The organism is Streptomyces nymphaeiformis, assembly GCF_014203895.1.
In the GTDB taxonomy this organism is placed as follows: domain Bacteria; phylum Actinomycetota; class Actinomycetes; order Streptomycetales; family Streptomycetaceae; genus Streptomyces; species Streptomyces nymphaeiformis.
Genome location: NZ_JACHJY010000021.1, coordinates 20,057 through 44,257, shown reverse-complemented (window position 1 = coordinate 44,257; position 24,201 = coordinate 20,057). Strand labels below are relative to the sequence as shown.

Below are 24,201 nucleotides of genomic sequence, written 5' to 3'. Positions count from 1 at the left end.
GGCATGACCACCGTCGAGGTCGACTCCTCGCACCTGGTCATGCTCGCCCAGCCCAAGGCCGTGGCCGAGCTGATCATGGACGCGGCCCGGTCCACCGCCCACTGACCTGCGGCCCGGCTTGGGGCCAGCCGTGCCGGGTCCACCCTTCGGGCAGGACCCGGCATCCGCGGTTGTACGCCGCTGGCCTGGGGTTTTGCCCGACAGGCGTACCATATTCTTTCCTCGGGGCGGGAGGAAAGAGGAGTTGTGTACGAGGAGAGGTCCTTCGGGGCCGTTCTGCGTGGTCTGCGGCAGCGAGGCCGTCTGACGATGGAGGAGTTGGCCGAGGCGTCGGGTGTGAGTGTCCGGGCCATCGGCGATATGGAGCGGGGGCGCAGTCGCGTTCCGCAGCGGCGCACGGTGGTGGCGCTCGCGGAGGGGCTCGGACTCACGGACGACGAGCGGGAGGCGCTGCTGACCACGGCGCGGGCGGCGCGTCCGACCCGCGCGGGCGAGGTGGCGGGAGCGGTCGTGCCGCCGCGACTGGTGGGGGACTTCACGGGGCGGGCACCGGAGTTGGCGCTCCTGCGGGATGCGGCGGAACGCTCCCGCGTCGGCGGGGCGGTGCCGGTGTGGGTCGTCTCGGGTCTTCCGGGGTGCGGGAAGACGACGCTGGCGCTGAAGGCGGCGGCGGATCTGGCGGAGGAGTTCCCGGACGGCTGTTTCGTGGTGGACCTGCACGGGGTGGACGGCCCCGTGGACACGGGCGAGGCGCTGCTGAAGCTGCTGAGGGCTCTGGGCGTGTCGGACCGTCGGCTCGCGCAGGAGGACTCCCACGGCCGCGCGGGGCTGCTGCGCGCGCTGTTGGGTGACCGCCGGTGCATGGTAGTGCTGGACAATGCCCGCGACGAGGGACAGGTCCGTGAGCTGCTGCCTGCGGGTGGGCGAAGCCTCGTGCTGGTCACCAGTCGGCGGCCCTTGAGCGGTCTTGAGGACGTCGGCCGTCTGGTGCTCTGCGAGTTGGCGCAGGACGAGGCGGTCGATCTGCTGCGTCGGATCCTGGGGACGGAGCGGGCGGACGCGGAACCCGAGGCGGTGGCACGGGTGGCGGAGCTGTGCGGGCGGCTGCCGCTGGCCCTGCGGGTGGCGGGAAACTGGCTGACGGTCCGTTCCGGATGGAGCGTCGACCACCTGGTCCGGCGCCTGGTCGGCGAGGAGCGCCGACTGGGCGCGCTCGCCGCCGGCGACGTGCGGGTGGAGGCGGCGTTCGAACTGTCCTACCGTCAGCTGACCGGCCAGGCCGCCCAGATGCTGCGGCTGTTGAGCCTGGTACCGGGGCCGGACATGACCACCGCCTACGGCGCGGCGCTGACCTCGAGCGGCGTCTTCGAGGCGGAGGACGTGATGGAGGAGCTGGCCGAGGCCGGCCTGCTCCAGGCCGCCTTTACCGGCCGCTACCAACTCCACGACCTGCTGCGGCTGTTCGCCCGTACGCGCCTGACGCGCGAGGAGGAACCCGGCGACCGCGAAGCGGCCGAGCGCCGGCTGCGGACCTGGCTGCTGGAGACGGCCGCGGTCGCCGGCCGCTGGTACAAGACCGGGTACGGCGCGCCGCCGTCCTCCTGGCAGGGCCTGGTCCCCTTGGAGAACGCCGAGCAGGCCAGGGCCTGGCTCCGGAGCGAGGCCCCCGCCTGGCTCGCCGCGCTGCGCGGCGCCGCCCGGCACGGTGAGCACACCCTGGTGGTGGAGACCGCCGATGCCATGGAGTGGTACTACCCGTTGTCGCTCTACTGGGGACACTGGCCCGAGGTCTTCCGCCTCGCGAGCGAAGCAGCCGCCGCGCTCGACGACCCCCGCATGCAGGCCGTCCACCTCAACCACTACTCCTGGGCTCTGAGCACCTGCGAGCACAGGTACCGCGACGCCATCGAACGGGCCGACGAAGCGCTGGAATGCGCCCGCCGCGCCCAGGACGTCCCCCAGCAGGCCTGGGCACTGGTGTACGCGGTGTATCCGCACCGGCAGTTGGGCGAGACGCAGAAGGGCTTCGACAAGGCTCGCGCCGCCGCCGACCTGTTCGAGGCCGCCGCCGAGCACGAGGGGTGGATCGAGACCATCGGCCTGTACGGAGGCACCCTGCGCGACTTCGGTCGCGCCGAGGAGGCCCTGACCCAGCACGAGCGCATCATCGCCTTCCTGGACGCGCCCGACTGCCCCGTGAGCGGGCACGCCGCCGACAGCTATCGCGCCGCCGCGATGGAAGCCCTCGGCCGTGACTACGCCGCCCTGGAGCGGTGGCGCGAGGCCGCCGAGCACTATCGCGCCGCTGTGGACCAGGCTCACCGCATCGGCATTCCCCACCGGGAGGCCGAAGCGCTCCTCCACTGGGGAGAGGCCCTGATCGAACTGGGAGAGACCGAGGAGGCCCGCTTCCGCCTCCGTCAGGCCGTGGCCTTCGGCGACGCCGCCTACGGCGACCACCTGAAGAGCGCGCAGGAGCTCCTGGAGTCGCTCCCCGCCGAGTGAGCGGTGCCCGCCGCCGTGTGTCGAAGCGGTGCCGGAGTCAGCCCCGGTGCCGGTGCAGGGCGACGTGCACGGTGTCGAGAACCTGGACGAGGGCGGCGCGGGCGGCGTCCGTGTGGCGCAGCGGGTCGAGCACCATGAAGCCGTGGATCGTCCCGTGGTAGCGGATGGAGACCACCGGGACGCCGGCCGCCCGGAGCTTGCTCGCGTACGCCTCGCCCTCGTCGCGCACCACGTCGGCCTCGCTGGTGACGACCAGGGCCGGGGGGAGTCCGTTGAGCTGTTCCAGGGTGGCCCGCAGCGGTGACGCGGTGGCCTGGCTCCGTTGCCGTACGTCGGGCAGGTACTGGTCCCAAAACCAGCGCATGGTCTCGCGGCCGAGGAAGTAGCCGTGGGCGAACTCCTGGTAAGAGGGGGTGTCTAAGCCAGCGTCGGTGACCGGGCAGAGCAGCACCTGCTGCAGCAGCCGTACTCCTCCACGCTCCTTGGCGAGCAGGGTCAGTGCCGCCACCAGGTTGCCGCCCGCCGAGTCGCCCACGGCGACCATCCGGCCGCCGTCCAGGCCGATGTCGCCGCCCCGATCGCAGATCCACTTCGCAACGGCGTAGCACTGCTCGACGTGGAGTGCGTGGCGATCCTTGAACCAGCCACACTGATGGTCACTTGTCCCGGAAAGGACTCGACAGCCCTGTGAGCTGCGCAGACTCGTGACGCAAGGTCTCTGACCTGGGGAAACGTTCTTTCCCTTCTTTCACCCTCGTACCGCCTGATGCAGCCGAAAGTCCCAGGAAAGTCCCACGCGCGAGTGGCGAATGTGGTGGCAGAGGCAGATGTGCCGCCACGTGGGGCGGAGTGGAGCGTCGCAGCCTGGGAGGGTGGCGGTCAGGACGCCCCTCCGTGCCCGTCGAAACGCGGCGCTTTGTTGAGCCGGTGGCCAAGTTGGCCGTCTGGTGCGCGTGCTGCGGAGAGAAGGTACCGATACAGGGAGGGTGCTGCCGCAGACCTGAAGTGCACAGACTTCGGAGCCCGTCACTCTTTTGTGCGTTTACCGCAGGTTGGCGCCCTATCTGAAAGCCCGTTAGGGGTGCGGTCCCTACTGATCTTTTCGTTAGTTCCATGGGTGCGACGGCTTCGTTGGTGGGATCCTGGTGCGGTGTCTTTCAAGCCTTCGCCTGGTGTTCCTCCTTTGACCCGGCCGCAGTTGTCCGAGGCCCGGCGTGTGCGGGCGGCTGAGTTGTTCGATCAGGGACGCTCGGGTGCCGAGATCGCGCGGATGCTGGGGGTCAGCGAGGAGAGCGTGCGGCGGTGGAAACGGGTCTGGGAGGAGGGCGGCACGGACGCTTTGCGTCGGCGTCCGGCCACCGGTCGTCCGCCCAAGCTGGACGATGCCCAGGTCGAGTGGGTGCGGGCCGCGCTGGAGCAGGGCGCCCAGGCCCATGGCTTCGAGGCCGATCTGTGGACGCTCGAGCGAGTCGGCCTGGTCGTCGAGCGGGTGACCGGAGTGGTTCTGTCGCGGGCATCGGTGTGGCGGTTACTGACCGGCCGACTGGGATGGACTCTGCAGCGACCGGAACGCCGCGCGGTGGAGAGGAACGAGTCGGAGATCGCCCGCTGGACCGCTCATGAGTGGCCGCGGATCAAAAAGGGGCGGTGAACACACGTGCCCGGATCGTCTTCCTCGACGAGTCAGACGTCTCGCTGCTGCCGCAGGTCCGTCGCACCTACGCGCCTCGCGGCCGCACCCCTCTTCTGCGGCACCGGTTGAACCGGAAACGCGCGTCGATGGCCGCAGCCCTCGGCTACCACGCTGCCGATCCCGAGCGTGGACCACGGTTGTGCTTCCACCTCAAACCCGGCAGCTACGACACCGCCGCACTCATCGAGGTCCTGGAACAGCTCAAGACGTTCTACCGCGGGGAGCGGGTAGTCCTGATCTGGGACGGACTGTCCGCCCACTGGAGCCGGGACATACGGGCCTGGGTCGCCGAGCAGGACTGGCTCACCCTGGAGCGATTACCTGCCTACGCACCCGAGCTCAACCCCGTCGAGCTGCTGTGGTCGTCGCTGAAGAAACGCGAACTCGCCAACCTCGCCGGCAACCACCTCGCCGATGTCGCCGACGCCACGGAACAGGGCATCCACCGCATCAACCAGAACCCGCAGCTGCCTTGGTCCTTCCTCGCCCACACCGGCCTTACCCTCCACCCGCCAACCCCACGGAACTAACGAAAAGATCAGTAAGGGCTGTCCCGTAACTACTGCTTGCCGTAGGCGCTGAGCCTTTCCCCGTGCTGGGTTCCGATGACCGAGGGGACGTTGTCAGTGGGCGAGGGCACACTGACGTGCATGATCACCTCTTCATCCACCGCAGACGATGCCTCCCACCCCTCCCTCGTCTGGGTGGAGTCGATGGGCGGCCCTCTGATCGTCGTCCCCGTCTCCGCCCTGGCCTCCTGGGGCGGGTGCACGGAGAGTGGGCTTATAGCGGGAGACGCCACCGCCCCAGACGACTACGACCGGGCCTGCGCGGTGGACGATCTGGCCGGTGTAATCCTTCTCGACGAGAACGGTGCGCAGGCACTGGTGCTGGCGGACGAGCCGGCGACCAGCTGCTATCTGCCCCAGCACCGAGCGTTCCTGCGGTGGCTCGCCGCCGACTCCGAGGCCGGACTGAGAGCCGCGGCGGACACTGCCCTCGCGGACCCGGCCACGTTGTGGGAGGAGTGCGGCACCTGGGCCTCGGACGGTCCGGCGGTGCTCATGGACTCCGCCGAAGCGGGCTCCGGCCTGGGCATCGATTACCCCGGCGGCGGGATGCCCGCCGAGGCGTCGGTCCCACTGCCCGCCGGCCGCTGGAGGGTCCGCGCCACCCAGACCAAGGTGGACGAGGAGAACTGGGTCGGCCTGGTCCAGCTCCTGCCCGCCGAATCCTGAACGGACAGTCCTTCGGGCCGGGTGCAGTCAGCCACGGCGCCCGACGTTGTGCAGATGGGCGATGCCGAGCATCGCGTGGTGCACGCCATCGCCCTTGAGACGGCAGTCGCGCAGGATCTTCCAGGTCTTCATCCGGGCGAAGACATGCTCGACCCGAGCGCGGATCGTGCGGTGAGCGGCGTTGTGCTCTTCCTTCCAGGCAGGCAGTTCGCTCTGCCCAGGGTCACGGCGGTGTGGGATGACGAGCCCAGTACCTCGATAGCCGCCGTCGGCAATCACTGCGGCGTTCCCGCCGGCGGCCTTCGCCCCGGATAGCTCCCATGCCTGGCAGTCGTTGCGGTTGCCCGGCAACGGCCGGCCGACCACGACCACCAGTCGGGTGTCCGCGTCGATGACGACCTGGTGATTCGTCGAGTACCGGTAGTTCTTGGACCGCTCCGCCACCGCGTGGTCGCGAGTGGGAACCAGAGTGCCGTCCACGATGAGCACGGCGTCCTTGTGAAACCGCTTCCGCGGCCGGAACGCGAGAAGAGGCCCGACATGCCTGACGATGCGGCCAGCCGCGGACTTCGAGACCCCGAAGAGCGGGGCGAGCTGCCGCAGCGTCAGGTTGGTGCGCCAGTACGCAGCCACCAGAAGCACCCGGTCCTCCAGCGAAATCCCCCACGGCCGACCCCGCCGAGCGATGTCGGCGCCTTCCCTTCGCAGGGCACGCACCACCCGGTTGAACTGGCGCGGAGCCATACCAGTGAACGGGGCTATCCATGACGGCTCGGAGGCTGTGATCACGTGTGACACGGTCGAGATCATCGCAGGGCAAGATCACTTACGGGACAGCCCTGCCGCCGGCCCCGCAAGAAAGGTAGGGGCGGGCGGTTTCGGGCGAGGACACGCACCATCAACACCAACCTGGCCAAGCCCCACTAGGCATGCCCACCTCAGGTATGCCGACAGTCCGCTCAGTACCAGGTTTGCTCGGCCCACGGGGCGAGCGGGACGGACGCTGTGCCGTAGCCGTTCGCGTCGAAGAGCCGGCCCATACGCTTGGCGGTGCGCAGCGCGATCGTGCGGTCTTGGACGAGGACGGCCGGATGCCGGAGGGCCAGTTCGACCTCCAGTTGCTGGATCTCCTCGGGTGAGCGCAGCCAGAGCGCGACCAGAAGGTTCTCCCGGCCCGCCGTCGTCGCGACGAAGCGCACGCTGGGGACGGCCGCGAGATGACGGGCGACCGCCCTCAACTCCGGCGCCGGCACCTGCGCCCATAGGGAGACGGTCACCGGACGTTCGAACAACGGCCCCGCCACGTCACAGCGCAGGGCCGCCTCGCCGCTGGCGAGGAGGCGTTCGGCGCGGCGGCGGGCGGTGGCCGCGCTGGTGTCGGTCTCCTGCGCGAGCTGGTGCCAGGCCTGGCGGCCGTCCCGACCCAGTCCGGCGAGCAGTCGCCGGTCGAGTTCCGTCAGCCGGCGCGCCGGGACGCTGCCGCCTCGGGGGGCGTCGCCCAGGGCTGCGGACTGGTCGGGGGCGAGCGCGTCGAGCCGCCAGCGGCTGGCCTCCGTGACGACGGTGGTCGCGATCGCGACCGTGGAGCCGGTCACGCCGGGGAGGCGCTCGATGCGGTCGAGCAGGTAGCGCCCGAACGAGGCCAGATCAGCTGTGATGACCTCCACCAGCAGGTCGTAGCTGCCTGCGGTGATCTCCACCGTCACGGTGGCCGGATCGCCCGCGAGCGCCTGCGCCACCTTCTCCCGCGTGCCGGTCACGCAGCGCAGGCCGACATAGGCCGTCAGCGCCGCGCAGCGTGGCCCCGGCACGGCGGTGACCCACGCCGCACCGGTCCCGGCGAGGCGCTCCCAGCGGCGGGCGACGGTCGTGGGTGTGCAGCCCAGCACCTCGCCCAACTCGACCCATGAGGCCCGGGGCCTGACCTGGAGCGCATGCACGAGAGCCAGGTCCTCCTCACCAATCATGCTTGATTCCTTCGCTCATTTGGCCATCAGTGTCCGGTTCATGTTATCCAGCGGCTCGTTCTGGCTGGTGCCACATCATCGTCAGCACCAACCGGGGCCGGTGAACGGCCGAGGAACACCGGAGGAAAGTGATGGACCTGCGCGACGACGCGCGGACGATGTCCGAGTGGCTCACCCGGCTGCGCCGGGGCCTGCACCAGGAGCCCGAGCTGGGACTGCGGCTGCCCCGTACCCAGGAGAAGGTTCTGGCCGCGCTCGACGGCCTGCCGTTGAAGATCACCGAGGGTCGCACGCTCTCCTCGGTGACCGCCGTCCTGGAGGGGGCTCGCCCCGGACCGGTCGTGCTGCTGCGAGCGGACATGGACGCGCTGCCGGTCACCGAGCAGGCGGACGTGGCCTACCGCTCCCGGATCGACGGCCGGATGCATGCCTGCGGCCACGACCTCCACACCGCCATGCTGGCCGGCGCCGCCCACCTGATCGCCCGACGTCGTGACACGCTGGCCGGCTCGGTCGTGCTGATGTTCCAGCCCGGCGAGGAGGGCCACGACGGCGCCCGCCACATGATCGAGGAAGGCGTGCTGGAGGCGGCCGGGGAGCGGCCGCAGGCCGCCTACGCCCTGCACGTCAGCTCACGCCACTGGCCCGGCGGCAGGTTCGCCACCCGGCCTGGAACGCTGATGGCGGCCTCCGACAGCCTCGCCGTCACCGTGCGCGGCACCGGCGGCCACGGCTCCGCCCCGCACCACGCACGCAACCCGATCCCCGCGGCCTGCGCCATGATCGGCGAGCTGGCCGGAACCCTCGCCCGCGCCGTCGACCCTCTCGAGCCCGCCGTCCTAAGCGTCGGCACACTCCACGCCGGCACGGCCGCGAACATCGTCCCGGAGACCGCTCGCTTCGAGGCGACCGTCCGCAGCTTCCACCGGGGCACGGGCGAACGGCTCGCGGCCCAGCTGACCCAGCTGTGCCGGGGCATCGCCGCCGCCCACGGCGTCGAGGCTGAGGTTTGCTACCTCAACGAGTACCCGCCCACCGTCGCCGCGCCCAGCGAGTCGGCCTTCGCGGCCGAAGTGGCGCGAGACGTCTTCGGTGCCGAGCGCTACGAAGAGATGGCGCAGCCGCTCACCGCCTCGGAGGACTTCTCCCGGGTCCTTGAGGAGGTCCCGGGCACGATCGTCCAGCTCGGCGCCACCCCGCCCGGCCGCGACCACCGTGCCGCGCCCGGCAACCACTCCCCCCACGTCGAGTTCGACGACGGCGTTCTTGCCGACGGCGCGGCCCTGTACGCCGCCCTCGCCCTGCGTCGCCTGGCCCTTGCTCCCGCACCCGGTACCGCACCGAACTGAGCCGTCCCACCCTCCTACCGACAACCGACCGAGGAAGGCCCCTCATGAGCGACGTCCCCCGGAGAAGCAGCACACTCGAACAGCGCGGGATCGACCACGTTCCCGCCGCCGAGCGCCACGGCAAGCCCTGGCACCTGTTCACCCTCTGGTTCGCCAGCAACGTCCAGATCACTGGCCTGGTCAACGGCGCCCTCGCCGTCACCATCGGCCTGGACCTGCCGTGGGCGATCTTCTCGATTCTGGTCGGCAACCTGATCGGCGGGGTCTTCATGGCCTACCACTCGGTCCAGGGGCCGAAGCTGGGCATCCCACAGATGATCCAGAGCCGGGCGCAGTTCGGGTTCTACGGTGCGATCCTGCCGGTGGCGATCGTGGTCGCCATGTACTTCGGCTTCGCTCTGGAAGGCGCTGTGGTCAACGGCCACGCGGTCGCCAACTGGATCCACGTGCCCTACGCGGCGGGCGTGATCCTCTCCAACCTGGCCACGCTTGCCGTGGCCGTGGTCGGCTACAAGCTGATCCACAGTGTCAGCAAGTACCTTTCCGTCGTCTCCGGCGTGGTCTTCCTCGCGCTCTTCGTCCAGCTGGCCCGCCATCTGCCGGGCCACTACCAGGGGACCTCGGTCAACGCCGGGACCGTGCTGCTCGCGATCTCCATCTTCGCGTCCTGGCAGATCACCTGGGCCCCCTACGTCTCCGACTACTCCCGCTACCTGCCGGAGTCCACCCCGGCGAAGGCCACCTTCTGGTGGACCTACCTCGGCGCGGCCGTCGGCGGCTCTTGGGTCATGGTGATCGGCGCCCTCGCCGCCGTGGTGGGCGGCGACGCACTCGGCAACGACTCCATCGGCTTCCTGGCCCACCAGTTCCCGGCTGTCTCCGGACTGCTGGCCGCAGCCCTGTTCCTCGGCGGCATCCCCGGCTCCGCCCAGAGCCCCTACGGCGCCTTCCTCACCGCCCTCAGCGGCGTCTCCCCCACCGGCCGCGCCAAGGCCGCTCCGCGCACCCGCACCCTGTTCACCGTCGGCTTCACCACGGTGACGACGCTGCTCGCGCTCCTGGTGGGCTCGAACACGATGGAATTGTTCCAGAACATCATCCTGATCCTGCTCTACCTGCTGATCCCGTGGACGGCGATCAATCTCACCGACTACTACCTGGTCCGCCACGGCGAGTACGAGGTGCAGGAGTTCTTCCGCAAGGACGGCCGCTACGGCCGGTGCGACACCGGCGCCGTGGTGATCTTCCTCCTGACCATCGCGGCCGAGTTGCCCTTCATCAACAGCCCCGTCTACGAAGGCCCTCTGGCCAAGGTCTTCGGCGGCGCGGACATCTCCTGGATCGTCGGCCTCGTCGTGGGCTCCCTCGCCTACTACCTCCACGCCACCCGTCGCCAAGCCCGCGCCCTCACCGCCACGGCGCAGGGAGACTCCGCCGAACCCGCCGACTCCTCCGTCCTTCCCGCAGCAGGCGCCCCCAGCCCCGACGCAGCCTGACTGCAGGCCTTCCCGAACACCCTGAGCCCGCGCCCGTCGGACACCGGACGCGGGCTCAGGCACGACAGCCAGGGCGGCTGGAGCTCCTGCAAGGCAGGAGTTTGGGTGGGTGTCGCTGGCCGGTCTCCGGCGCGGTGCCCGTACATCGCTCTCGCGCACCAGTGGCGGGTTCGGAACGTCGCAGAAGGCGGCCGATGTCGTTGGCCCGGCCGCGTCCTTCGGCCGGCCTGCCGAGAAAATGGCCGCGGTCGCCGATACGCCGACGGTGACGTACCCGGGGCCGTCGCGCACGATGACACCGGACGAGTGCATCCGGGGGCTGGGCACGGACAAGAAGTTCTTCATCAAGTCCCGATACGCGGCATGCTCAGGGGCGGTGTTCTTCACGGTGTGGCGGACCTCCGGGCCCTCGGCCGAACGTGGTGTCCACGTCAGTCACTTCGATGAAGGAGGCCGAAAGCGATCACGGCACGCGGTAGCCGTAGGCCAGAAGTTGTCGGACGGAGAATACGAGCCGCTCTCGCCCGCAGGGCGCGTGCCCCAAGGTGCGCGGTCGCAGGTCCATGTACTCGTAGTGCCGCAGGCGGGAGCCGGCGGCCTGCTCGGTCATGCCGAGGACTTCGGCGACCTGGGCGAGCGGGAGCTGTTCGCTCCTGGTCACGATCCTGGTGGCGAGGGGACCGAAGAACGCGACGGCCGTCTCCAGCTCGCCGGCCGCTTTCAGCACGGTGAGCGGATGGTCGTCGACGAGCTCGTCCAGGCGCTCGTGCACCTGCCGCAGATCTTGCGGGCGGTCGGCAGGTCACTTGGGCGATCGACATGACCGGTGGGGAGCCCGCGCTGCTGCTGGCCCTACTGGTCAGCCACGGCCAAGAAGTGCTCTACATGCCCGGCCGGCTGGTGAACCGGGCATCCGACGGCTACCGCGGGGAGGGCAAGACCGACGCCCGCGATGCCTTCGTGATCGCCGACCAGGCCAGGATGCGCCGCGACCTGCGGCCCATCCGGCCCGGCGACGAAGCGGCCATCGAGCTGAAGCTGCTGACCGGACGGCGGTCCGACCTGGTCGAGGACCGCACCCGCGTCGTGAACCGCCTGCGGAGCACGCTCCTGGGCATGTTCCCGGCCCTGGAGCGGGCTCTGGACGTGACCAACACCGGCCCGCTCAGGCTGCTGACGGGCTACCAGACCCCGGCCGCGATTCGCCGAGTCGGCGTCGCCCGGCTGACGAAGTGGCTGGCCAACCGCAAGATCTGAAACGCCGGAGCCCTTGCCGAGGTTGCAGTCGAGGCCGCAGGACGGCAGCACACCACCGTTCCCGGGGAGAAGACCATCGCGAGGCTGGTCCACACCCTGGCTGAGGAGGTGCTGACCCTCAACGAGCAGGTTTCCCAGATGGACAAACTCATCGAGGGCCGGTTTCGCGAGCACGAACTCGCCGACATCGTCCTGAGCATCCCGGGCATCGGAGCGACCCTCGGTGCCGAGTTTCTCGCCGCTGTCGGCGGCGACCTGGACGAGTTCGACTCCCCGGACGCCCTGGCGGCCTTCGCCGGCGTCGCCCCGGCACCACGCGACTCCGGCAAGGTCAGCGGCAACCTCCACCGGCCGGTCACCTACCACCGAAGACTCCAGCGCGTCTTCTACACCTCCGCGCTCGTCAGCGTCCGTCACGACCCGAACTCACGGAAGTTCCACGACCGCAAACGCGCCGAGGGGAAGAAGCACGTCCAGGCTGTGCTCGCCCTCGCCCGCCGACGCGTCAACGTCATCTGGGCCCTGATCCGTGACCGCCGGTGCTACCAGGTCACACCTCCGGTCAGCGCGGCTGCCTGACTGTCGGGGCACGCGTAATCACTGCGGGCCCGCCTCCCGCGCGGCTATTCTCCGCGGGAGGCCACTTCACCAGTACGCCTACTTCGCGCTGTTCAGCCAGCACATCTCGGCAGACGACATGACCTCGCAGCTAGGGATTACTCCCGACGAGGTATCCGTTCGCGGCAGCCGGTTCACCGAACCGGCGGTGGTCCCGGTCGACCACTCGTGGATGGCCGTATGCCGGGAACCTGGCCTGCGCGTCGACGAGCAGATCACCCACATTCTCGACAGGCTCCAGCCCCACACGGACCGCATCGCTGACCTCAGCAGGCGTCTGGCCGGCACCGGCGGCGGAGCGGTGCTTCACGTCGTGCGCTACTTCAACGACACCGACCAAGCCCAGTCGGGCGCTGCTGACGCCCCCAACCTCTTCGGTTGGCACCTGGACCGCAAGGTCTTGGACTTCCTCAGTGCCACTGGCGCGGAGCTCGGTGTCGACGAGTACGACATGGCCGAAGACGAGGACACCAGGTGAGCACGTGCCCTCGCACTCGCCTGGGCCGATAAGCCGTACTCCGGCGGCTTGACAACAGCATTAGGAAGCCTCGGCCAGGTCACCGAGTGCGGCCATAACGTCCGGGTGATGTTTCAGCGCCATGCGAGCCTCGACCAGCTCGGGGCCGCGCTCCGGCTTGTTCCAGTACGAATGCGTAGACACCGCGATCGACAGCTCTCGCACGAGCTCCCACAGCCGCTTCTCCTCCGCGGCCTGCTCCGGGGTGTAGCCCGGGCTGTCCTCCCGCCCCGGAATGACCTCGCCGGTGTGCGGATGTTCCTTGCCGGGCCAGCCGGGCAACGGCTCCACCGACCAGGGGAGTGTTTCGATCAGCGCTCGGTACTCGGCATGCGCCTTATGAAGCCGGGCCTGGAGGTCCTTCAGGTCGACCGGGAAGCCGTACGGGTCTTTCGGCTCGTTCGGTCGGGTGGGCGGGGATACCTCCCGCCCGGGAGGACGACGAGGAGGGGTGCCGATCCTCTGGTCCTGGCTGCGGGACGGCGCCCACTTCCACGTCTGCGGCGACGCCACCCGCATGGCCGAGGACGTCGACCGGACCCTGCGCGAACTCGTCGCCCGCCACGGGAGGATAGGCGACGAGGAGGCGGCGGCCCACGTCGAGCGGATGGCCGCGGACCGGCGGTACGTCCGCGACGTGTACTGACACGGGCGGACGCGGGCGGGGCTCAGCCCGCGGTGATCCGCAGGACGCCGGTGACCGTGCCCTGGAGGTAGGCGCCGTCCGGGGCGACGGTGCCGGCCATCTGGAGCGTGTCGTACAGGGATCCGATGCCGACCTGCTTGGAGCGGGTGACGCGGCCCGTCTCCGGGTCGATCTGGACGTAGCGGTACGGGTCGAGGATGCCCGTCCCCTCGGTGCCGGGGATCAGCGGGTCGCGCACGACGGTGTGCAGGGTGTTCGTGGCGGTGGACAGCTTCGGGACGGCCGCCGAGCGCAGGGCGTTGTCCCAGACCGTGGCGCAGCCGGTGCCGTCGGGGCGGATGTCCACCCGGGTCAGGCCGCCGGCGAAGTCGGCCGAGGAGGGCACGGACGGTCCCGCGCCGTCCGGGAGCGCCGGGTACGGGTAGCCGTAGGTGCCGGCGACGAAGACGCTGTTGCCCGCGCCGATCGGCGAGTTCTCGCTGCCGGGGCCGCTGGCGGCCTGGAGAACGGGGATCGAGCAGATCTCGCCGCCGTCGGCGGTGCGGTACACCTTGAGGCGGACGGTGGTGTCGGCATTGTCGACGATCGCGACGTAGTCGGTGCCGGTCTTCGGGCCGAGGAAGGTCGGGGTGGAGCCGCTGCCCCAGCTCAGCAGGCCCGGCTTGCGGGCCTGGCCCCGGTCGTACGCCTGCCGCCAGACGGTCCTCGGCGTGCCGTCGGCGCCCGCGGTGAGCAGGTAGGTGGCGTGGGTGCTGGTGACGGCGGTGCCCTCGGGGGCGGTGGAGATGCTGTTGGCGACGCGCTCGCCGGCCGGGAGCCGCAGGGTGCCGATCCGCCCGGTCCGGTCGTCGGCGAGGCCGACCACGCCGTTGCCGGTGGCGAACCAGACGCGTCCCTGCCAGTCCGGCGAGAGGCCGGTGACCGCGTCGTCGGCGGGGACGGCGGAGGCGAGGGAGAGGCTGCGGTCGACGGAGAGGCGCCAGGTGCCGGAGGCGTCCTTGCGGTGGGCGACGCGCAGGAGGCTGCGGCTGCCGTCCACGACGACGAGCCGGTCCTCGGCGTCCAGGTAGGCGTAGACGCCGCCGAGGAGCGAGCCCTTGGTGAGCTGGAGGGTGGTGAGGGAGGAGCCGTCGGCCGGGTTCAGCAGGTGGACCGTCGGGACCTGGCCGAAGATCGGGGTGCACAGGACGACCGGGTAGCCGTCGGAGCCGACGAGGATGGTGGGGCAGGCGGAGGCGAGGGCCACCCGCTTCGAGGCCAGGGCGCCCGCGCCGGGGCCCGCCAGCGGGGTGGTGTCCGAGGAGCCGGTGTCCCCGTGCATGGTGGCGGTCCCGTCGGGGCCCGCGTACGGGTTGTGCGGCGGTACGGGGAGGAGGCTCTCCGCGGTGGGGGCGGCTCCGGCGGGGACGGCGGTAGCCGCGAGGGCGAGGGCGGAGAACAGCGCGGCGACCAGGTGCCTGCGGCGGGCGCGGGGGCGCGCGGACGGGACGGCCATGACGAGGACGGTTTCCTTCCGGGAGGGAACGGGCGTGGGGGGGCGTGCGCACGGGGGCGGCCCGTACCGGCGGAGTCGGCGGGTACGGGCGGTGGGGAGCCCGTACGGGCGGAGTGGTGCGTACGGGCGGGGCGGCGGGCACGGCCGGGCGGGCCCCGCAGGTCCCCCGGATCGGGAACTCCCGGGATCGCCGGGAGGAGGGAGGGACCGGTGGGGCCGGTGGGGACGGCTGGGCGTTACGCGGCCGGGGTCCGGCTACGGGCGGACGGCGACGCGCGGAGAGGGCGCCGGGCGACGGCCGGGGCGGTGCCCCGGGGGCGGCGCGGCCGGACGGGGTTCCGGCGGGCGCGGAGGACGGCGGCCGGGGTCAGCGTCCGCTACAGAGGGCGCCGGACGTGCGCGCGAGGTCGACGTGACGTCGTCGCGTGAGGGTCGTCCGGCGGCTCTTCATATGCATGATCGAAGCAGGTGCCCGTCGGCGGGGTCAAGGCGCACCGGCCGGCGTTCCACGGAGTGGGACGGCGTCGCGGGCGGCTCCAACGCTCGCCCTCGGTACGGGGGTTCGCCGCCGCGTCACCACAGGCCGCCCGGGTCCTGCCCGTGCCCGCGCCGGTGCTGTCGGAGCCGCTGGTCCCGGGTGTCGAAGAGGTTCACCGCGAGGGCCGCCATGACGAGGCCCGCCGCCAGGAGCAGCCCGTGCGGGACGATCCCTCCGGCGACGACGGCGGCGAGGGCCATGGCCGGCCAGGCCCGGCCGCGCCGGTACTCGCGGGGGCGCCGGGGGCGGCCTTCGCACAGGCCGCGGGCGAAGCGGGGGTCGTCGCGCCGCACGGACGGCCTCCAGGGCGGCGATCCTCTCCTCGTCGGAGTCGCCCATGGCGTTTTCCCTCCTTTCGACGGGTCGGCTCGACGGGTCGGCGGGGGCGCGATCAGGCCAGGACGAAGTAGCGCAGCCACACGTACAGGCCCGCGACGGCGGTGGTGACGGCCGTGACGACGAGGCCGTACTTGCTGAACTGTCAGAAGGAGATGGGGTGGCCCGCGCGTTCGGCGATGCCGACGGTGACGACGTTGGCGGAGGAGGCGATGATCGTCGCGTTGCCGGCGAGGTCCGCGCCCAGGGCGAAGGACCACCAGAGCATGCCGGCCCGTTCGGTCCCGCCGGAGGACTCGACACCAGCGGCTCACCCACAAACTCGCCCGCACCCACACCGGGTTCAGCGAGCTCAAGGAGCGTCACCAGCTGGCCCTGTCGGTCCTGGGCGGCCAAGGACGACGAGTTCCAGCGGCTCCGACGCGAGCTGAGTACGTTCAGCCGTCCTTCCCCGGCTGCCGTCCCGGAACAGGGTGTCGTTCCCCTGCGGAGCCGGTGAGCCTTGTTCACCCACAGGAGTGGACCTTCACCTGCGGCTCCAACGAGATACGCGTGTTCCTCCCACCGAGACACCGCCGAGGATCGAACCGGCAATGATCAGCGAAGGCCGCAAGGCCGCCGCCGCGCAGGGCACCGGAAACATCACCTGGGCGTGCGGCGACGCCGCCGGCCTCACAGGCATGAGACTGCCCCCGCTCCACCTGTGCACGATGGGTAAGTCCTTCCAGTGGATGAACCAGGACCAAATCCTGGCCGACCTCGACACGCTCATCCACCCCGGCGGCGGGATCGCCCTCGTCTCCACCAGCCCCCGGGCCAGCACACCCAGGCCGGAATGGGCCCGATACTCGGCGCCGAGTTCGTCGTTGCGGCGGGTGACTTGACTGCGTATGACGAGTTCGACGTCCAGCACAGCAGGACCGGCGCCCGACAGCCGGTCACCGGCTGAGACCGCGGCGCCGGTCATGCGCTCGGGAACTACGAGGCGGTCGTCGTGGCGCGCTGGACATGTAGGGGCGGCGGCAGTGGAAGCCGGAGCCCTGCCACCCCCCGGATGTTCAGTTCGCCGGCCTCTGCTCGGCGTAGCAGTTCGCCTGCGTTCTTCAGCGCCATGACGACCCGGGTGCGTAGGCGGGGGTGGAACGGCATGGCGAGCGGGACGAGGGCGGCGGTGGCGGCTGGGTTGGGGATCGAGCTGTTGCGCAGCTCGCCGACGACCTGGTTGAAGGCGTAGCCGAGCTTGGGCGGCAGCTGGACGTGGGAGCGCTGCAGCGAGGACAGCAGGAGCGCCAGCATGTCCTCGTAGGCGGTGCGTAGGGCGTTGATGCTGTCGTACGAGACGATGTCGGCGGCGAACAGCCCGCGGCTGCGCTCGAGGCGTTCGAGGATGGCCTTGAGCATCTTCAGGTCGAGGTCGCCGGCGTAGCGCAGGGGCTGGTCCACCCTGGCCAGGAGCTTGCCTCCTTCGATGCCTTCCCTCCAGGAGAAGCTGCTCAGGAGGTGGAACCACGCCTCCTGGCTTCGCAGGGAGTAGACGCCGCAGCCGATGAGGATCTGGTAGAGGATCTTCGCCTTCAGCGGGCGTGCGCCGCGCAGGACGGCCCCGTACGTCACGTGGGAGTAGCCGGGCGCCTGTTTGGCGAGGGTGCGGTGGCTGAGGCCGTTGAAGTCCAGCAGCGTCTTGAGGAGCTCGCGCAGCTCGCCCTCGTCGGCGGCGTGCAGTGGGGTGAGGTTGCCGGTGCGCTCCCAGCGGCTCAGGGCCTCGCGGCACAGGTCACCGGTGACTCCGGCGGCGGCCAGGCGCAGGCTCTCCCAGCGCGCGCTCCAGCTCTCGGGGTCGCCGCCGCAGGCCAGGACGTAGCCGTTGACGGTCGCCCAGGTGGGCAGCTTCTTGCCCGCGTGGGCGTTCGACAGGGTCGCGGTCGACAGCCCGCTGTGTTCGGCCATCAGCGCCAGTGGCGGGTTGCCGGCCTGCTTGCGCAGCGCCTGGAGGTCGCGGGCGAAGGCCACCAGGGGGTCGTTGGTGCGGGGCAGTTGCTTCATGGGGCGGGCCACGGCATCCATCTCCTTCCCGAGCCCGGAACAGGACCGGGGCCCGTCGGTGAGACAGGCCCCGGCAGGGCATCGGATCAGAGCAGACGCTGACGCAGCTCGGCGGCCAGCAGACCGCCGGCCCCCAGGATGGCGAGGGCCTCCTCCAGCTTCATCCCGCGGGCGAGCAGGACGACCAGCGCGCCCAGGAGGATGACCAGCAGAAGTAAGGACGCCAGTGGCGAGGACTTGGCCGCGCTCGCCGGGGTGTGCGCGCACGGCCCGTTCTGCTCAGCAGGAGCGGGCTCAGGAAGCAGGTACGACAAGGAAGTGGACTCCCAACAGGAGGCGGATGGTCGGCTAGGGTCTGTTGCGAAAGTGGATCTTGTTCGTTGATGATCCCGTGTCGTGGGACGTGGGGATCTGACGAATGGCCAGTGGGCCCGGCTTGAGCCGTTGCTGCCGAGGGGCGTCAAGCCGGGACGTCCTCAGGTGTGGACGCGGCGGCAGCTGATAGACGGCATACGGTGGCGGACGCGGACCGGTGCCCCGTGGCGGGACGTGCCCGAAAGGTATGGCCCGTGGGATCGGGTCTATGACCTGTTCCGGCGCTGGCAGCGGGACGGGACCTGGGCCGGGATCCTCACCCGGCTCCAGGCCGAGGCGGACGCGAAAGGCCTGATCACCTGGGAGGTCAACGTCGACTCCACCGTCTGCCGGGCCCACCAGCACGCCGCCGGGGCGGCGAAAAAGGGGACCTCCAGAAGGAGCCGCCCGGCGGTGTCTTCGTCGAGCCGGCCGACCACGGCCTTGGACGGTCCCGGGGCGGGCTGACCAGCAAGATCCACCTTGCGGTCGAGCAGGGCCAGAAGCCTCTGTCCGTGGTGATCACAGCGGGGCAGCGCGGCGACTCACCGCAGTTCGAGCCGGCCCTGGAAGCGATCCGGGTGCCCCGGCTGGGACTCGGCCGGCCGCGCAAGCGTCCGGACCGGGTCCGGGCCGACAAGGCCTACGACTCCCGCAGCAACCGTTCCTACCTGCGCAGACGCGGGATCAAGGCCACGATTCCGGTGCCGGCGGACCGGATCCGCAACCGCCTCAAACGCGGATCGCACGGTGGGCGGCCGCCGAAGTTCGACAAGGACGACTACAAGCAGCGGCACGCTGTCGAATGCGGTATCAACCGCCTCAAGCGGCACCGGGCCGTTGCCACTCGGTACGACAAACTCGCTGTCCGCTACGAAGCGACCGTCCTGGTCGCAGCCATCAACGAATGGCTGTGACCAGGACCGTTCCAACGCCCCTCAGACGATATCGAATTCGTTGCCCTCGGGGTCCTGCATGGCGGCGGCGTAGAACCCCGCTTCCGGATCGTCCTTGATCCGCAGCACGGTGGCGCCGGCTTTGACCAGCCGCTCCACCGTAGCCTTGACCCGCTGTATGCGGACGTCCAGTGGGACGTCACGGCCCCCACCGACCTTCAGGTCGAAGTGCCACCGGTTCTTGGCGGCCTTCGACTCTGGAACCTCCTGGAACCACACCCGTGGCCCGCGCCCCTCGGGATCGATGATCGACTCCGGAATGTCCCCGGCGCCGGCCGGCAACTCTTCCTCGGGCACCCCCATCGCCGCCCAATAGGCACGCCACGTGGCATGCCCGTCGGGCGCAGGCTCAGGCACATAGCCCAGGGCCTCGGCCCAGAAGGCCACCATCTTCTGAGGATCGGAGCAGTCGATCGTCAGCTGCACTGTCATCTCCATGGCGCGAAGCATGCCAGGCAGGTCTGACATTGATACTCGTAGCGGGTTCCGGTGGTCGTGGCTCAGGGTCTGACTGACGTCCTGCTGGACTGTCCTGCGACTGTTCTGTCCGGCCACCGGGACCCGTTCTCCATGGCTCCGGCCAGGTGGAACATGACCTGATAGGAGCTTGGCCACAGGCCCCCTCAATGTCCTGTCTGACCCACCCGGCCGGTGCCACCTCCGGCCCGGGAAGGCAGCTGACAGGATGGCAGTGACGATCACCCCCGCCGCAGAAATGGATGCGGTGTTCGGCGGAGTGGACTCCCACGCGGACACGATCCACGTCGCGGTCATCACCGACCGCGGTGGCCACGTTGCCGACGCCGAGTTCCCCACCACCGCAGCCGGATACGCCGCGGCGATCGCGTTCCTGAACGCCCACGGCACCGTGACCGCCGTCGGCGTCGAGGGCACCTCCTCCTACGGCCTGGGATTCACCCGCGCCGCCCGCCACGCCGGCCTGACCGTGATAGAGGTCAACCGGCCCGACAAGGCTGAGCGGCGCCGGATCGGCAAGTCCGATCCCATCGACGCCTACGCGGCCGCCCGCGCCGCTCTGTCCGGCCGGGCAACGGTCATACCCAAGGACGACACCGTCAGCGGCATACGCGCGTTACACAACGCCGCCAGGTCCGCCGTCAAGGCCCGCACCGCCACCCTGAACCAGATCGCGCACATCCTCATCACCGCCCCAGACGACATCCGCGTCAAGTACACCGCCCTGCGCGGCAAGACGCAGGTCGACGCGATCTCCCGGCTTCGCCCCACCGGCGACGGACCGCGCGTCGCCCTCCTGACCGCTCTGAAGACCCTCGCCCGCCGGGTCCAGGCCCTGACCGCGGAACACGACACCCTCACCGCCGCCCTGGACACCGCCGCCACCGAGCACAACCCCGGCCTGCGCGCCGCGTTCGGTGTCGGCCCCGACACCGCGGCCCAGCTCCTGGTCACCGCAGGCGGCAACCCCCACCGCCTGCGCACCGAGGCATCCTTCGCAGCCCTCTGCGGCGTCGCACCCGTCCCAGCCTCCAGCGGCAGGACCAACCGCCACCGCCTCTCCCGCGGCGGCGACCGCGGGGCGAACTCAGCCCTCTACCGCATCGCTCTCGTCCGGATGTCCAGCGACGCCCGCACCCGCGAGTACGTCGCCCGGCAGACCGCGGCCGGACGCACGAAGAAGGAGATCATCCGCCTGCTCAAGCGGGCGATCGCCCGGGAGATCTTCCGCTACCTCACCACACCGGTCAGCGTCCCGGACGTCTCCGACCTCCGGCCGGCACGCCAGGCCAAGAACATCACCCTGACCACCGTCGCCGAACACTTCGGCGTCTGGCCGGCAGTGATCTCCTGCATCGAACGCGGCACACGCCGCGACGACGACCTCGCAGGCGCCTACCGGGACTGGCTCACCGCCGCTTGACCTCGGCAGCCCGACAACTCCACGGTCATGGGACGTGACGTCATGGATGATGAGGCGATGTTCGTCCGCACAGAAAGCCTGCCGCAGGCCCCGCAGCAGCACATGACAGTTCGGGTTCACACCCCCATCGGGTCCGCCGTGGTGCTCTGGCGCGGCAATCCGCGAGAAGCCGACGGCCGGCACCTCATCGAATGGACCGTCGACGCGGACCTCCACTGGTGCCAGAACACCCGGCCAGCCGCTACCACCGAGCCGAAGCTCCGGCAGGAAGGCGACCGGGTGATCATGCGCGGCCGCCTTCACCTGACCGACGACGGAGCCGCCTACCTCCAGATGGGCCACTGGTCCGTGCTGTTCGACCTGGCATCACCCATCCCCAGCAGCGTGGACGAGTCCTGGGTGGAGATCAGCGTCGGACCGGAGAGCGTCGCTCTTCACCCCTACCGAACCTGACCACCATCAGGTTCTCAGCTCTCTTGACTGGCAATAGGATCATTACCTCGTCCATGAGTTCCGCAGGCTGGGCCGGCCCCAGGTCAGCGGTGCTGGCCGCCCCTCTTGGTGGACCGGGGCCGGGGGCGGCCTCGTGGCGGCAGCTTGCTGCGGCGATGGAAGTGGATCACCAGGTGCATGGCGACGGCGATCGGGACAAGGAAACGTGCGATCCATGACGTGCGCAGTGTGATGTCGGCCAATGACGTTGCCGTCTTCCATCCGTGAGGAATGCCAATGAGAAGGGCCGATACAAGGAGCGAGAGCACGGCCGACACCAGCATGGCGACAGCCACCCGGCGAACGAGCCCTTCCCACCATGCCTTCGTGGCATCCCGATCCACGCTGCCTCCCCCGCCCGTCATGCGGGCATTGTCGCTCACCACCTACGGCGCGCAACAGAACAGCGACGAGCAGCCAGCAGTACGGAAGGCGGCCCTCGCAGGAACCCCTTGACGATCAATAGGAGCATCAGGCGATCCACTTTCACAACAGGCCCTAGCCACCCTCAGCCCCGCCGTGACCTCACCCCACACGCCCGGCTCCCCCACCCCACACCCTTCCGCCGCGGAACCCAACACCCACCACGGTGCGGCCGCAAAGCCATCGGAAGGATCAGAAGTGCCGTTCTCAAGACAGTGGAGCGGGATGGGGTGTACCGCTCCATGACAGCCACGCCCGCCCCAGATACCGCCCCGTGTCAGTGACCACGCCCTCGCTCAAGGACCGACCAGTGAAAACGCATCGGTCTGACGTACCGTCACTGACACCACCCCACTGACACCAACCCGGCACATCGCACACGGGCCCCCCGGCCGGCCGCTCCGCCGTCAGGCGGGAGCCGGGCTGTCAGGCCCGGCCCCAGAGCCGCCAGGCTCTCCGCCCCTGCCCAGTCCCCACGTCGTGGGCTGTGCGCCAGCGGTCTTGGAGGGTGGCACGGCGGTGAGACGGGCAGGGGTGCGCCCCTGCCCTCGGCGCGCCCTGCAGCTTCGCGAGCAGCCGGCCTGTCAGGGAGCGCGTGAATCCTCTGCGCGTAGAGCTGAGGCGCTTCCTCGTTTCCAGGCGATGGCCGGACAGGGCCGCTAACCCTCTTCCGCCGGTATCCGGCGGAGCCGGCCATCGCCCCACCCCCAGCCGTGGCACGTCAGCCCGCAGGGCCAGGACAGGGAACACCGCCTGCAACCACAGCCGGTTGGCTATGCTGCCGGGATGGATATCCCTTCGGTGGACGAAATCCGCGCGATGCACCTGAAGCACTCTCCCAACGAAGAAGCATTCGACCTCGTATTCACACATTGTGAAATCGTCTGGAAAGTAGCCGAACGCATCATCTCCCTCTCGGATTGGGGCGTAGACGCCGATCTGGTGCGGGCGGGATGCCTGCTTCACGACATCGGGGTGTACCGCCTCTACGACGCCGAGGGGCGCATCGACGGGCAGAACTATGTAAGACACGTTCTGCTGGGGCACGAAATCCTTGAAGCCGAAGGGCTGCCTGAGGAATTGTGCCGGTTCTGCTCATGCCACACCGGGGTCGGGCTGAGCAAGGAGGACGTGCTCGCCCAAGGCCTGCCGCTACCGCCGGCCGACTACGTTGCCGTCACGCCGGAAGAGCGTCTGGTGATGTACGCAGACAAATTCCACAGCAAGACCACCCCGCCGAAGTTCGTTACCGCGGAAACCTACGCCACATACGTAGGCCGTTTCGGACAGGACAAGGTGGAGGCATTCGGAGCGTTGCGCGCCCAGTTCAGAGACCCCGCCCTGGAGGCACTGGCTGCTTCATACGGACACGCCCTGACCTGATAGGCGCAGCGGCTCCACGAGGCAAGAACCATGCCCTAACCGCGCTCCGCCCAGCATCATAGCCCTATGGAATTGGAGTATGTTCCCGATCCCTTGATGACTTCCTGAAGGGAATGTATGCAGCGGCCTTCTCGGCCGAGGTGCTGAGTTTCCTGTGATGGCCAGGTCAGTGGTTTCCGGCGTCCTGGTTCGATGTGGATCCCTGCTCCATGACTGTGCGGACTCCCCGGTGAACCGCCGGCGGGTAGCCGAGCCGGTCGGCGGCCTGCTCGAAGGAGAGGGCCGGGTTCGCCTTCATGAAGACCCCGATCCTGTCGGCGCGGAGTTCGGCGAGGACGCGCTGCACCGTGGCATACGCGGAGCCCGTGGCCTCTTGGACGCCGGCGATCGTGATGCTGGGGTCGGCGTCCAGGAGGACGGCGACGCGATCGCGGAGTTCGCCGCGCGGAACGGCGTCGGCGCTGCCCTTCGGCCGGCCCGACCCCGCCGCTTTCCCGGGCCGACCGTCGCGGAAGGCTCGCACAACGCCGCGCGGCCAGTGGTCGACGCCCTGAACGTCGACCACGTCCGCGGCGATCCGGGGGTCGGTGGCGTACCCGTCCCAGGTCCGGGCCGTCACCCCGAGCTCGGCAGCGGCCTCCTGACGGTCCAGGAGCGTGGAGGGGGCGTCGTCGGGCGGGAGATCGGGGACGGGTTCGTCGGCGAGGAAAGCCGCGGTCTGCCCGCCGTCCCACAGCAGTGTGCGTGCGCCGGCCGAACTGATCGGAGCGGGGAACCCGGGCTGGGCGTAGGGCTTCTTGTTCCGGAAGGTACCCATCGCCATGCCCATCTCCCGGGCCAGCATCTCCCGGGTCCGAACGAGTGGCTTCGTTCACTTCCAGGGGCAGCGTTTGTCCGCCAGTATGGGCAGCAGTTACGGATCTTGAGGCCCGTGAATGTTCATGAGAAATGGTTCTGGCACAGCTTCCGTGCAGTGGCTCCGGTTCGCGACAGCG

Annotated in this window: 25 protein-coding genes and 4 pseudogenes; 15 read left to right on the top strand and 14 right to left on the bottom strand. The window is 70.0% G+C overall.

The features are described 5' to 3' along the window. Positions 1-105 (top strand): annotated as a pseudogene (locus GGE06_RS43290) (alpha/beta hydrolase); the annotation flags it as partial. 141 nt (positions 106-246) lie between these two features. After that, complete coding sequence (locus tag GGE06_RS43605; protein WP_184933230.1) at positions 247-2,505, top strand: ATP-binding protein; 2,259 nt, start codon at positions 247-249, stop codon at positions 2,503-2,505. A 37-nt stretch (positions 2,506-2,542) separates the two neighbouring features. On the opposite strand, the gene GGE06_RS41165 is transcribed toward GGE06_RS43605, so the two are convergent. Next, positions 2,543-3,205, bottom strand: coding sequence for an alpha/beta hydrolase (locus GGE06_RS41165; RefSeq protein WP_184933232.1), 663 nt, complete (start codon positions 3,203-3,205; stop codon positions 2,543-2,545). 483 nt (positions 3,206-3,688) lie between these two features. Here GGE06_RS41165 and GGE06_RS41160 point away from each other — a divergent pair, with 483 nt between their 5' ends. From GGE06_RS41160 to GGE06_RS41150, 3 genes are all read left to right on the top strand, one after another. Further along, positions 3,689-4,156, top strand: a complete 468-nt coding sequence (locus GGE06_RS41160; protein WP_184933229.1) for an IS630 family transposase — start codon at positions 3,689-3,691, stop codon at positions 4,154-4,156. Beyond that, positions 4,153-4,728 (top strand): IS630 family transposase, encoded by a 576-nt coding sequence (locus GGE06_RS41155; RefSeq protein ID WP_184933228.1) that lies wholly within the window; start codon positions 4,153-4,155, stop codon positions 4,726-4,728. The genes GGE06_RS41160 and GGE06_RS41155 overlap by 4 nt, the downstream gene beginning before the upstream one ends. Before the next feature lie 120 nt (positions 4,729-4,848). Beyond that, positions 4,849-5,436 (top strand): Imm21 family immunity protein, encoded by a 588-nt coding sequence (locus GGE06_RS41150; protein ID WP_184933227.1) that lies wholly within the window; start codon positions 4,849-4,851, stop codon positions 5,434-5,436. A gap of 27 nt (positions 5,437-5,463) precedes the next feature. Here the strand turns inward: GGE06_RS41150 and GGE06_RS41145 are convergent, their stop codons facing one another. Beyond that, positions 5,464-6,234, bottom strand: coding sequence for a transposase (locus GGE06_RS41145; RefSeq protein WP_184933231.1), 771 nt, complete (start codon positions 6,232-6,234; stop codon positions 5,464-5,466). Between the two features lie 161 nt (positions 6,235-6,395). Continuing rightward, positions 6,396-7,403, bottom strand: a complete 1,008-nt coding sequence (locus GGE06_RS41140) for an Lrp/AsnC family transcriptional regulator (RefSeq protein ID WP_184933226.1) — start codon at positions 7,401-7,403, stop codon at positions 6,396-6,398. A 131-nt stretch (positions 7,404-7,534) separates the two neighbouring features. On the opposite strand from GGE06_RS41140, the gene GGE06_RS41135 reads away from it, so the two are divergent. Further along, on the top strand, positions 7,535-8,752 hold the full coding sequence (locus GGE06_RS41135; RefSeq protein WP_184933225.1) for a M20 metallopeptidase family protein: 1,218 nt from the start codon (positions 7,535-7,537) through the stop codon (positions 8,750-8,752). Between the two features lie 44 nt (positions 8,753-8,796). After that, the gene (locus GGE06_RS41130) at positions 8,797-10,248 is read left to right on the top strand and encodes a purine-cytosine permease family protein (RefSeq protein ID WP_184933224.1); all 1,452 of its coding nucleotides are present in this window, start codon (positions 8,797-8,799) and stop codon (positions 10,246-10,248) included. Between the two features lie 463 nt (positions 10,249-10,711). On the opposite strand, the gene GGE06_RS41125 is transcribed toward GGE06_RS41130, so the two are convergent. Beyond that, positions 10,712-11,020, bottom strand: a complete 309-nt coding sequence (locus tag GGE06_RS41125) for a hypothetical protein (protein ID WP_116165075.1) — start codon at positions 11,018-11,020, stop codon at positions 10,712-10,714. 8 nt (positions 11,021-11,028) lie between these two features. Here GGE06_RS41125 and GGE06_RS41120 point away from each other — a divergent pair. Beyond that, positions 11,029-12,084 (top strand): annotated as a pseudogene (locus GGE06_RS41120) (IS110 family RNA-guided transposase); the annotation flags it as partial. Between the two features lie 46 nt (positions 12,085-12,130). Beyond that, positions 12,131-12,601: a DUF4279 domain-containing protein gene (locus GGE06_RS41115; RefSeq protein ID WP_312883490.1), complete on the top strand. Its 471-nt coding sequence runs from the start codon at positions 12,131-12,133 to the stop codon at positions 12,599-12,601. 60 nt (positions 12,602-12,661) lie between these two features. Here the strand turns inward: GGE06_RS41115 and GGE06_RS44295 are convergent, their stop codons facing one another. Next, positions 12,662-13,159, bottom strand: a complete 498-nt coding sequence (locus GGE06_RS44295; protein WP_512701027.1) for a DUF8825 domain-containing protein — start codon at positions 13,157-13,159, stop codon at positions 12,662-12,664. Between GGE06_RS44295 and GGE06_RS41105 the strand changes: the two are divergent. Continuing rightward, positions 13,101-13,286: pseudogene (locus tag GGE06_RS41105) on the top strand (diflavin oxidoreductase); the annotation flags it as partial. The gene GGE06_RS44295 and the pseudogene GGE06_RS41105 sit on opposite strands and share 59 nt — an antisense overlap. Before the next feature lie 22 nt (positions 13,287-13,308). Here the strand turns inward: GGE06_RS41105 and GGE06_RS41100 are convergent. From GGE06_RS41100 to GGE06_RS41090, 4 genes and pseudogenes are all read right to left on the bottom strand, one after another. Beyond that, the gene (locus tag GGE06_RS41100) at positions 13,309-14,781 is read right to left on the bottom strand and encodes a hypothetical protein (protein ID WP_184933221.1); all 1,473 of its coding nucleotides are present in this window, start codon (positions 14,779-14,781) and stop codon (positions 13,309-13,311) included. A 367-nt stretch (positions 14,782-15,148) separates the two neighbouring features. Next, positions 15,149-15,232 carry a putative leader peptide gene (locus GGE06_RS44220; protein ID WP_365540730.1) on the bottom strand — a complete coding sequence of 28 codons (84 nt, stop codon included), beginning with the start codon at positions 15,230-15,232 and terminating at the stop codon, positions 15,149-15,151. Between the two features lie 122 nt (positions 15,233-15,354). Then, positions 15,355-15,612 carry a DUF3040 domain-containing protein gene (locus tag GGE06_RS41095; protein ID WP_184933220.1) on the bottom strand — a complete coding sequence of 86 codons (258 nt, stop codon included), beginning with the start codon at positions 15,610-15,612 and terminating at the stop codon, positions 15,355-15,357. 98 nt (positions 15,613-15,710) lie between these two features. Beyond that, a pseudogene (locus GGE06_RS41090) lies at positions 15,711-15,956 on the bottom strand (hypothetical protein); the annotation flags it as partial. Between the two features lie 292 nt (positions 15,957-16,248). Between GGE06_RS41090 and GGE06_RS41085 the strand changes: the two are divergent. Next, positions 16,249-16,539: a class I SAM-dependent methyltransferase gene (locus GGE06_RS41085; protein ID WP_181924821.1), complete on the top strand. Its 291-nt coding sequence runs from the start codon at positions 16,249-16,251 to the stop codon at positions 16,537-16,539. A 94-nt stretch (positions 16,540-16,633) separates the two neighbouring features. Here the strand turns inward: GGE06_RS41085 and GGE06_RS41080 are convergent, their stop codons facing one another. Both GGE06_RS41080 and GGE06_RS41075 read right to left on the bottom strand, forming a co-directional pair. After that, positions 16,634-17,710 carry a hypothetical protein gene (locus GGE06_RS41080; protein ID WP_184933219.1) on the bottom strand — a complete coding sequence of 359 codons (1,077 nt, stop codon included), beginning with the start codon at positions 17,708-17,710 and terminating at the stop codon, positions 16,634-16,636. A gap of 74 nt (positions 17,711-17,784) precedes the next feature. Next, positions 17,785-18,012 (bottom strand): hypothetical protein, encoded by a 228-nt coding sequence (locus GGE06_RS41075; RefSeq protein WP_116165063.1) that lies wholly within the window; start codon positions 18,010-18,012, stop codon positions 17,785-17,787. A gap of 82 nt (positions 18,013-18,094) precedes the next feature. On the opposite strand from GGE06_RS41075, the gene GGE06_RS41070 reads away from it, so the two are divergent. Further along, a protein-coding gene (locus GGE06_RS41070) for an IS5 family transposase (protein ID WP_376773652.1) occupies positions 18,095-18,969 on the top strand; the annotation gives its coding sequence in 2 pieces (ribosomal slippage) (positions 18,095-18,488 and positions 18,488-18,969; 876 coding nt in all). A gap of 21 nt (positions 18,970-18,990) precedes the next feature. On the opposite strand, the gene GGE06_RS41065 is transcribed toward GGE06_RS41070, so the two are convergent. Then, positions 18,991-19,446, bottom strand: a complete 456-nt coding sequence (locus GGE06_RS41065; protein ID WP_116165818.1) for a VOC family protein — start codon at positions 19,444-19,446, stop codon at positions 18,991-18,993. 247 nt (positions 19,447-19,693) lie between these two features. On the opposite strand from GGE06_RS41065, the gene GGE06_RS41060 reads away from it, so the two are divergent. Together GGE06_RS41060 and GGE06_RS41055 are read left to right on the top strand one after the other, a co-directional pair. Beyond that, positions 19,694-20,908, top strand: coding sequence for an IS110 family RNA-guided transposase (locus tag GGE06_RS41060; protein WP_246533087.1), 1,215 nt, complete (start codon positions 19,694-19,696; stop codon positions 20,906-20,908). Positions 20,909-20,935: 27 nt separating this feature from the next. Further along, entirely contained in the window at positions 20,936-21,361 is a 426-nt protein-coding gene (locus GGE06_RS41055; RefSeq protein ID WP_246533086.1) for a hypothetical protein, read from the top strand. A gap of 83 nt (positions 21,362-21,444) precedes the next feature. Here the strand turns inward: GGE06_RS41055 and GGE06_RS41050 are convergent, their stop codons facing one another. Continuing rightward, positions 21,445-21,744, bottom strand: coding sequence for a hypothetical protein (locus tag GGE06_RS41050; protein WP_147321175.1), 300 nt, complete (start codon positions 21,742-21,744; stop codon positions 21,445-21,447). 865 nt (positions 21,745-22,609) lie between these two features. Here GGE06_RS41050 and GGE06_RS41045 point away from each other — a divergent pair. Further along, positions 22,610-23,206: an HD domain-containing protein gene (locus GGE06_RS41045; RefSeq protein ID WP_184933218.1), complete on the top strand. Its 597-nt coding sequence runs from the start codon at positions 22,610-22,612 to the stop codon at positions 23,204-23,206. A 166-nt stretch (positions 23,207-23,372) separates the two neighbouring features. On the opposite strand, the gene GGE06_RS41040 is transcribed toward GGE06_RS41045, so the two are convergent. After that, complete coding sequence (locus GGE06_RS41040) at positions 23,373-24,029, bottom strand: hypothetical protein (protein WP_184933217.1); 657 nt, start codon at positions 24,027-24,029, stop codon at positions 23,373-23,375. Between the last annotated feature and the right edge of the window lie 172 nt (positions 24,030-24,201).

What these genes read in the sequence shown, in the direction of transcription:
- GGE06_RS41135 (WP_184933225.1), top strand. Translation starts at nt 7,535, where the DNA reads ATGGACCTGCGCGACGACGCGCGGACGATGTCCGAGTGGCTCACCCGG.
- GGE06_RS41045 (WP_184933218.1), top strand. Translation starts at nt 22,610, where the DNA reads ATGGATATCCCTTCGGTGGACGAAATCCGCGCGATGCACCTGAAGCAC.
- GGE06_RS41055 (WP_246533086.1), top strand. Translation starts at nt 20,936, where the DNA reads ATGGGACGTGACGTCATGGATGATGAGGCGATGTTCGTCCGCACAGAA.
- GGE06_RS44295 (WP_512701027.1), bottom strand. Translation starts at nt 13,159, where the DNA reads ATGCGGGTGGCGTCGCCGCAGACGTGGAAGTGGGCGCCGTCCCGCAGC.
- GGE06_RS44220 (WP_365540730.1), bottom strand. Translation starts at nt 15,232, where the DNA reads ATGAAGAGCCGCCGGACGACCCTCACGCGACGACGTCACGTCGACCTC.
- GGE06_RS41060 (WP_246533087.1), top strand. Translation starts at nt 19,694, where the DNA reads ATGGCAGTGACGATCACCCCCGCCGCAGAAATGGATGCGGTGTTCGGC.
- GGE06_RS41140 (WP_184933226.1), bottom strand. Translation starts at nt 7,403, where the DNA reads ATGATTGGTGAGGAGGACCTGGCTCTCGTGCATGCGCTCCAGGTCAGG.
- GGE06_RS41040 (WP_184933217.1), bottom strand. Translation starts at nt 24,029, where the DNA reads ATGGCGATGGGTACCTTCCGGAACAAGAAGCCCTACGCCCAGCCCGGG.
- GGE06_RS41130 (WP_184933224.1), top strand. Translation starts at nt 8,797, where the DNA reads ATGAGCGACGTCCCCCGGAGAAGCAGCACACTCGAACAGCGCGGGATC.
- GGE06_RS41085 (WP_181924821.1), top strand. Translation starts at nt 16,249, where the DNA reads ATGATCAGCGAAGGCCGCAAGGCCGCCGCCGCGCAGGGCACCGGAAAC.
- GGE06_RS41100 (WP_184933221.1), bottom strand. Translation starts at nt 14,781, where the DNA reads ATGGCCGTCCCGTCCGCGCGCCCCCGCGCCCGCCGCAGGCACCTGGTC.
- GGE06_RS41065 (WP_116165818.1), bottom strand. Translation starts at nt 19,446, where the DNA reads ATGGAGATGACAGTGCAGCTGACGATCGACTGCTCCGATCCTCAGAAG.
- GGE06_RS41150 (WP_184933227.1), top strand. Translation starts at nt 4,849, where the DNA reads ATGATCACCTCTTCATCCACCGCAGACGATGCCTCCCACCCCTCCCTC.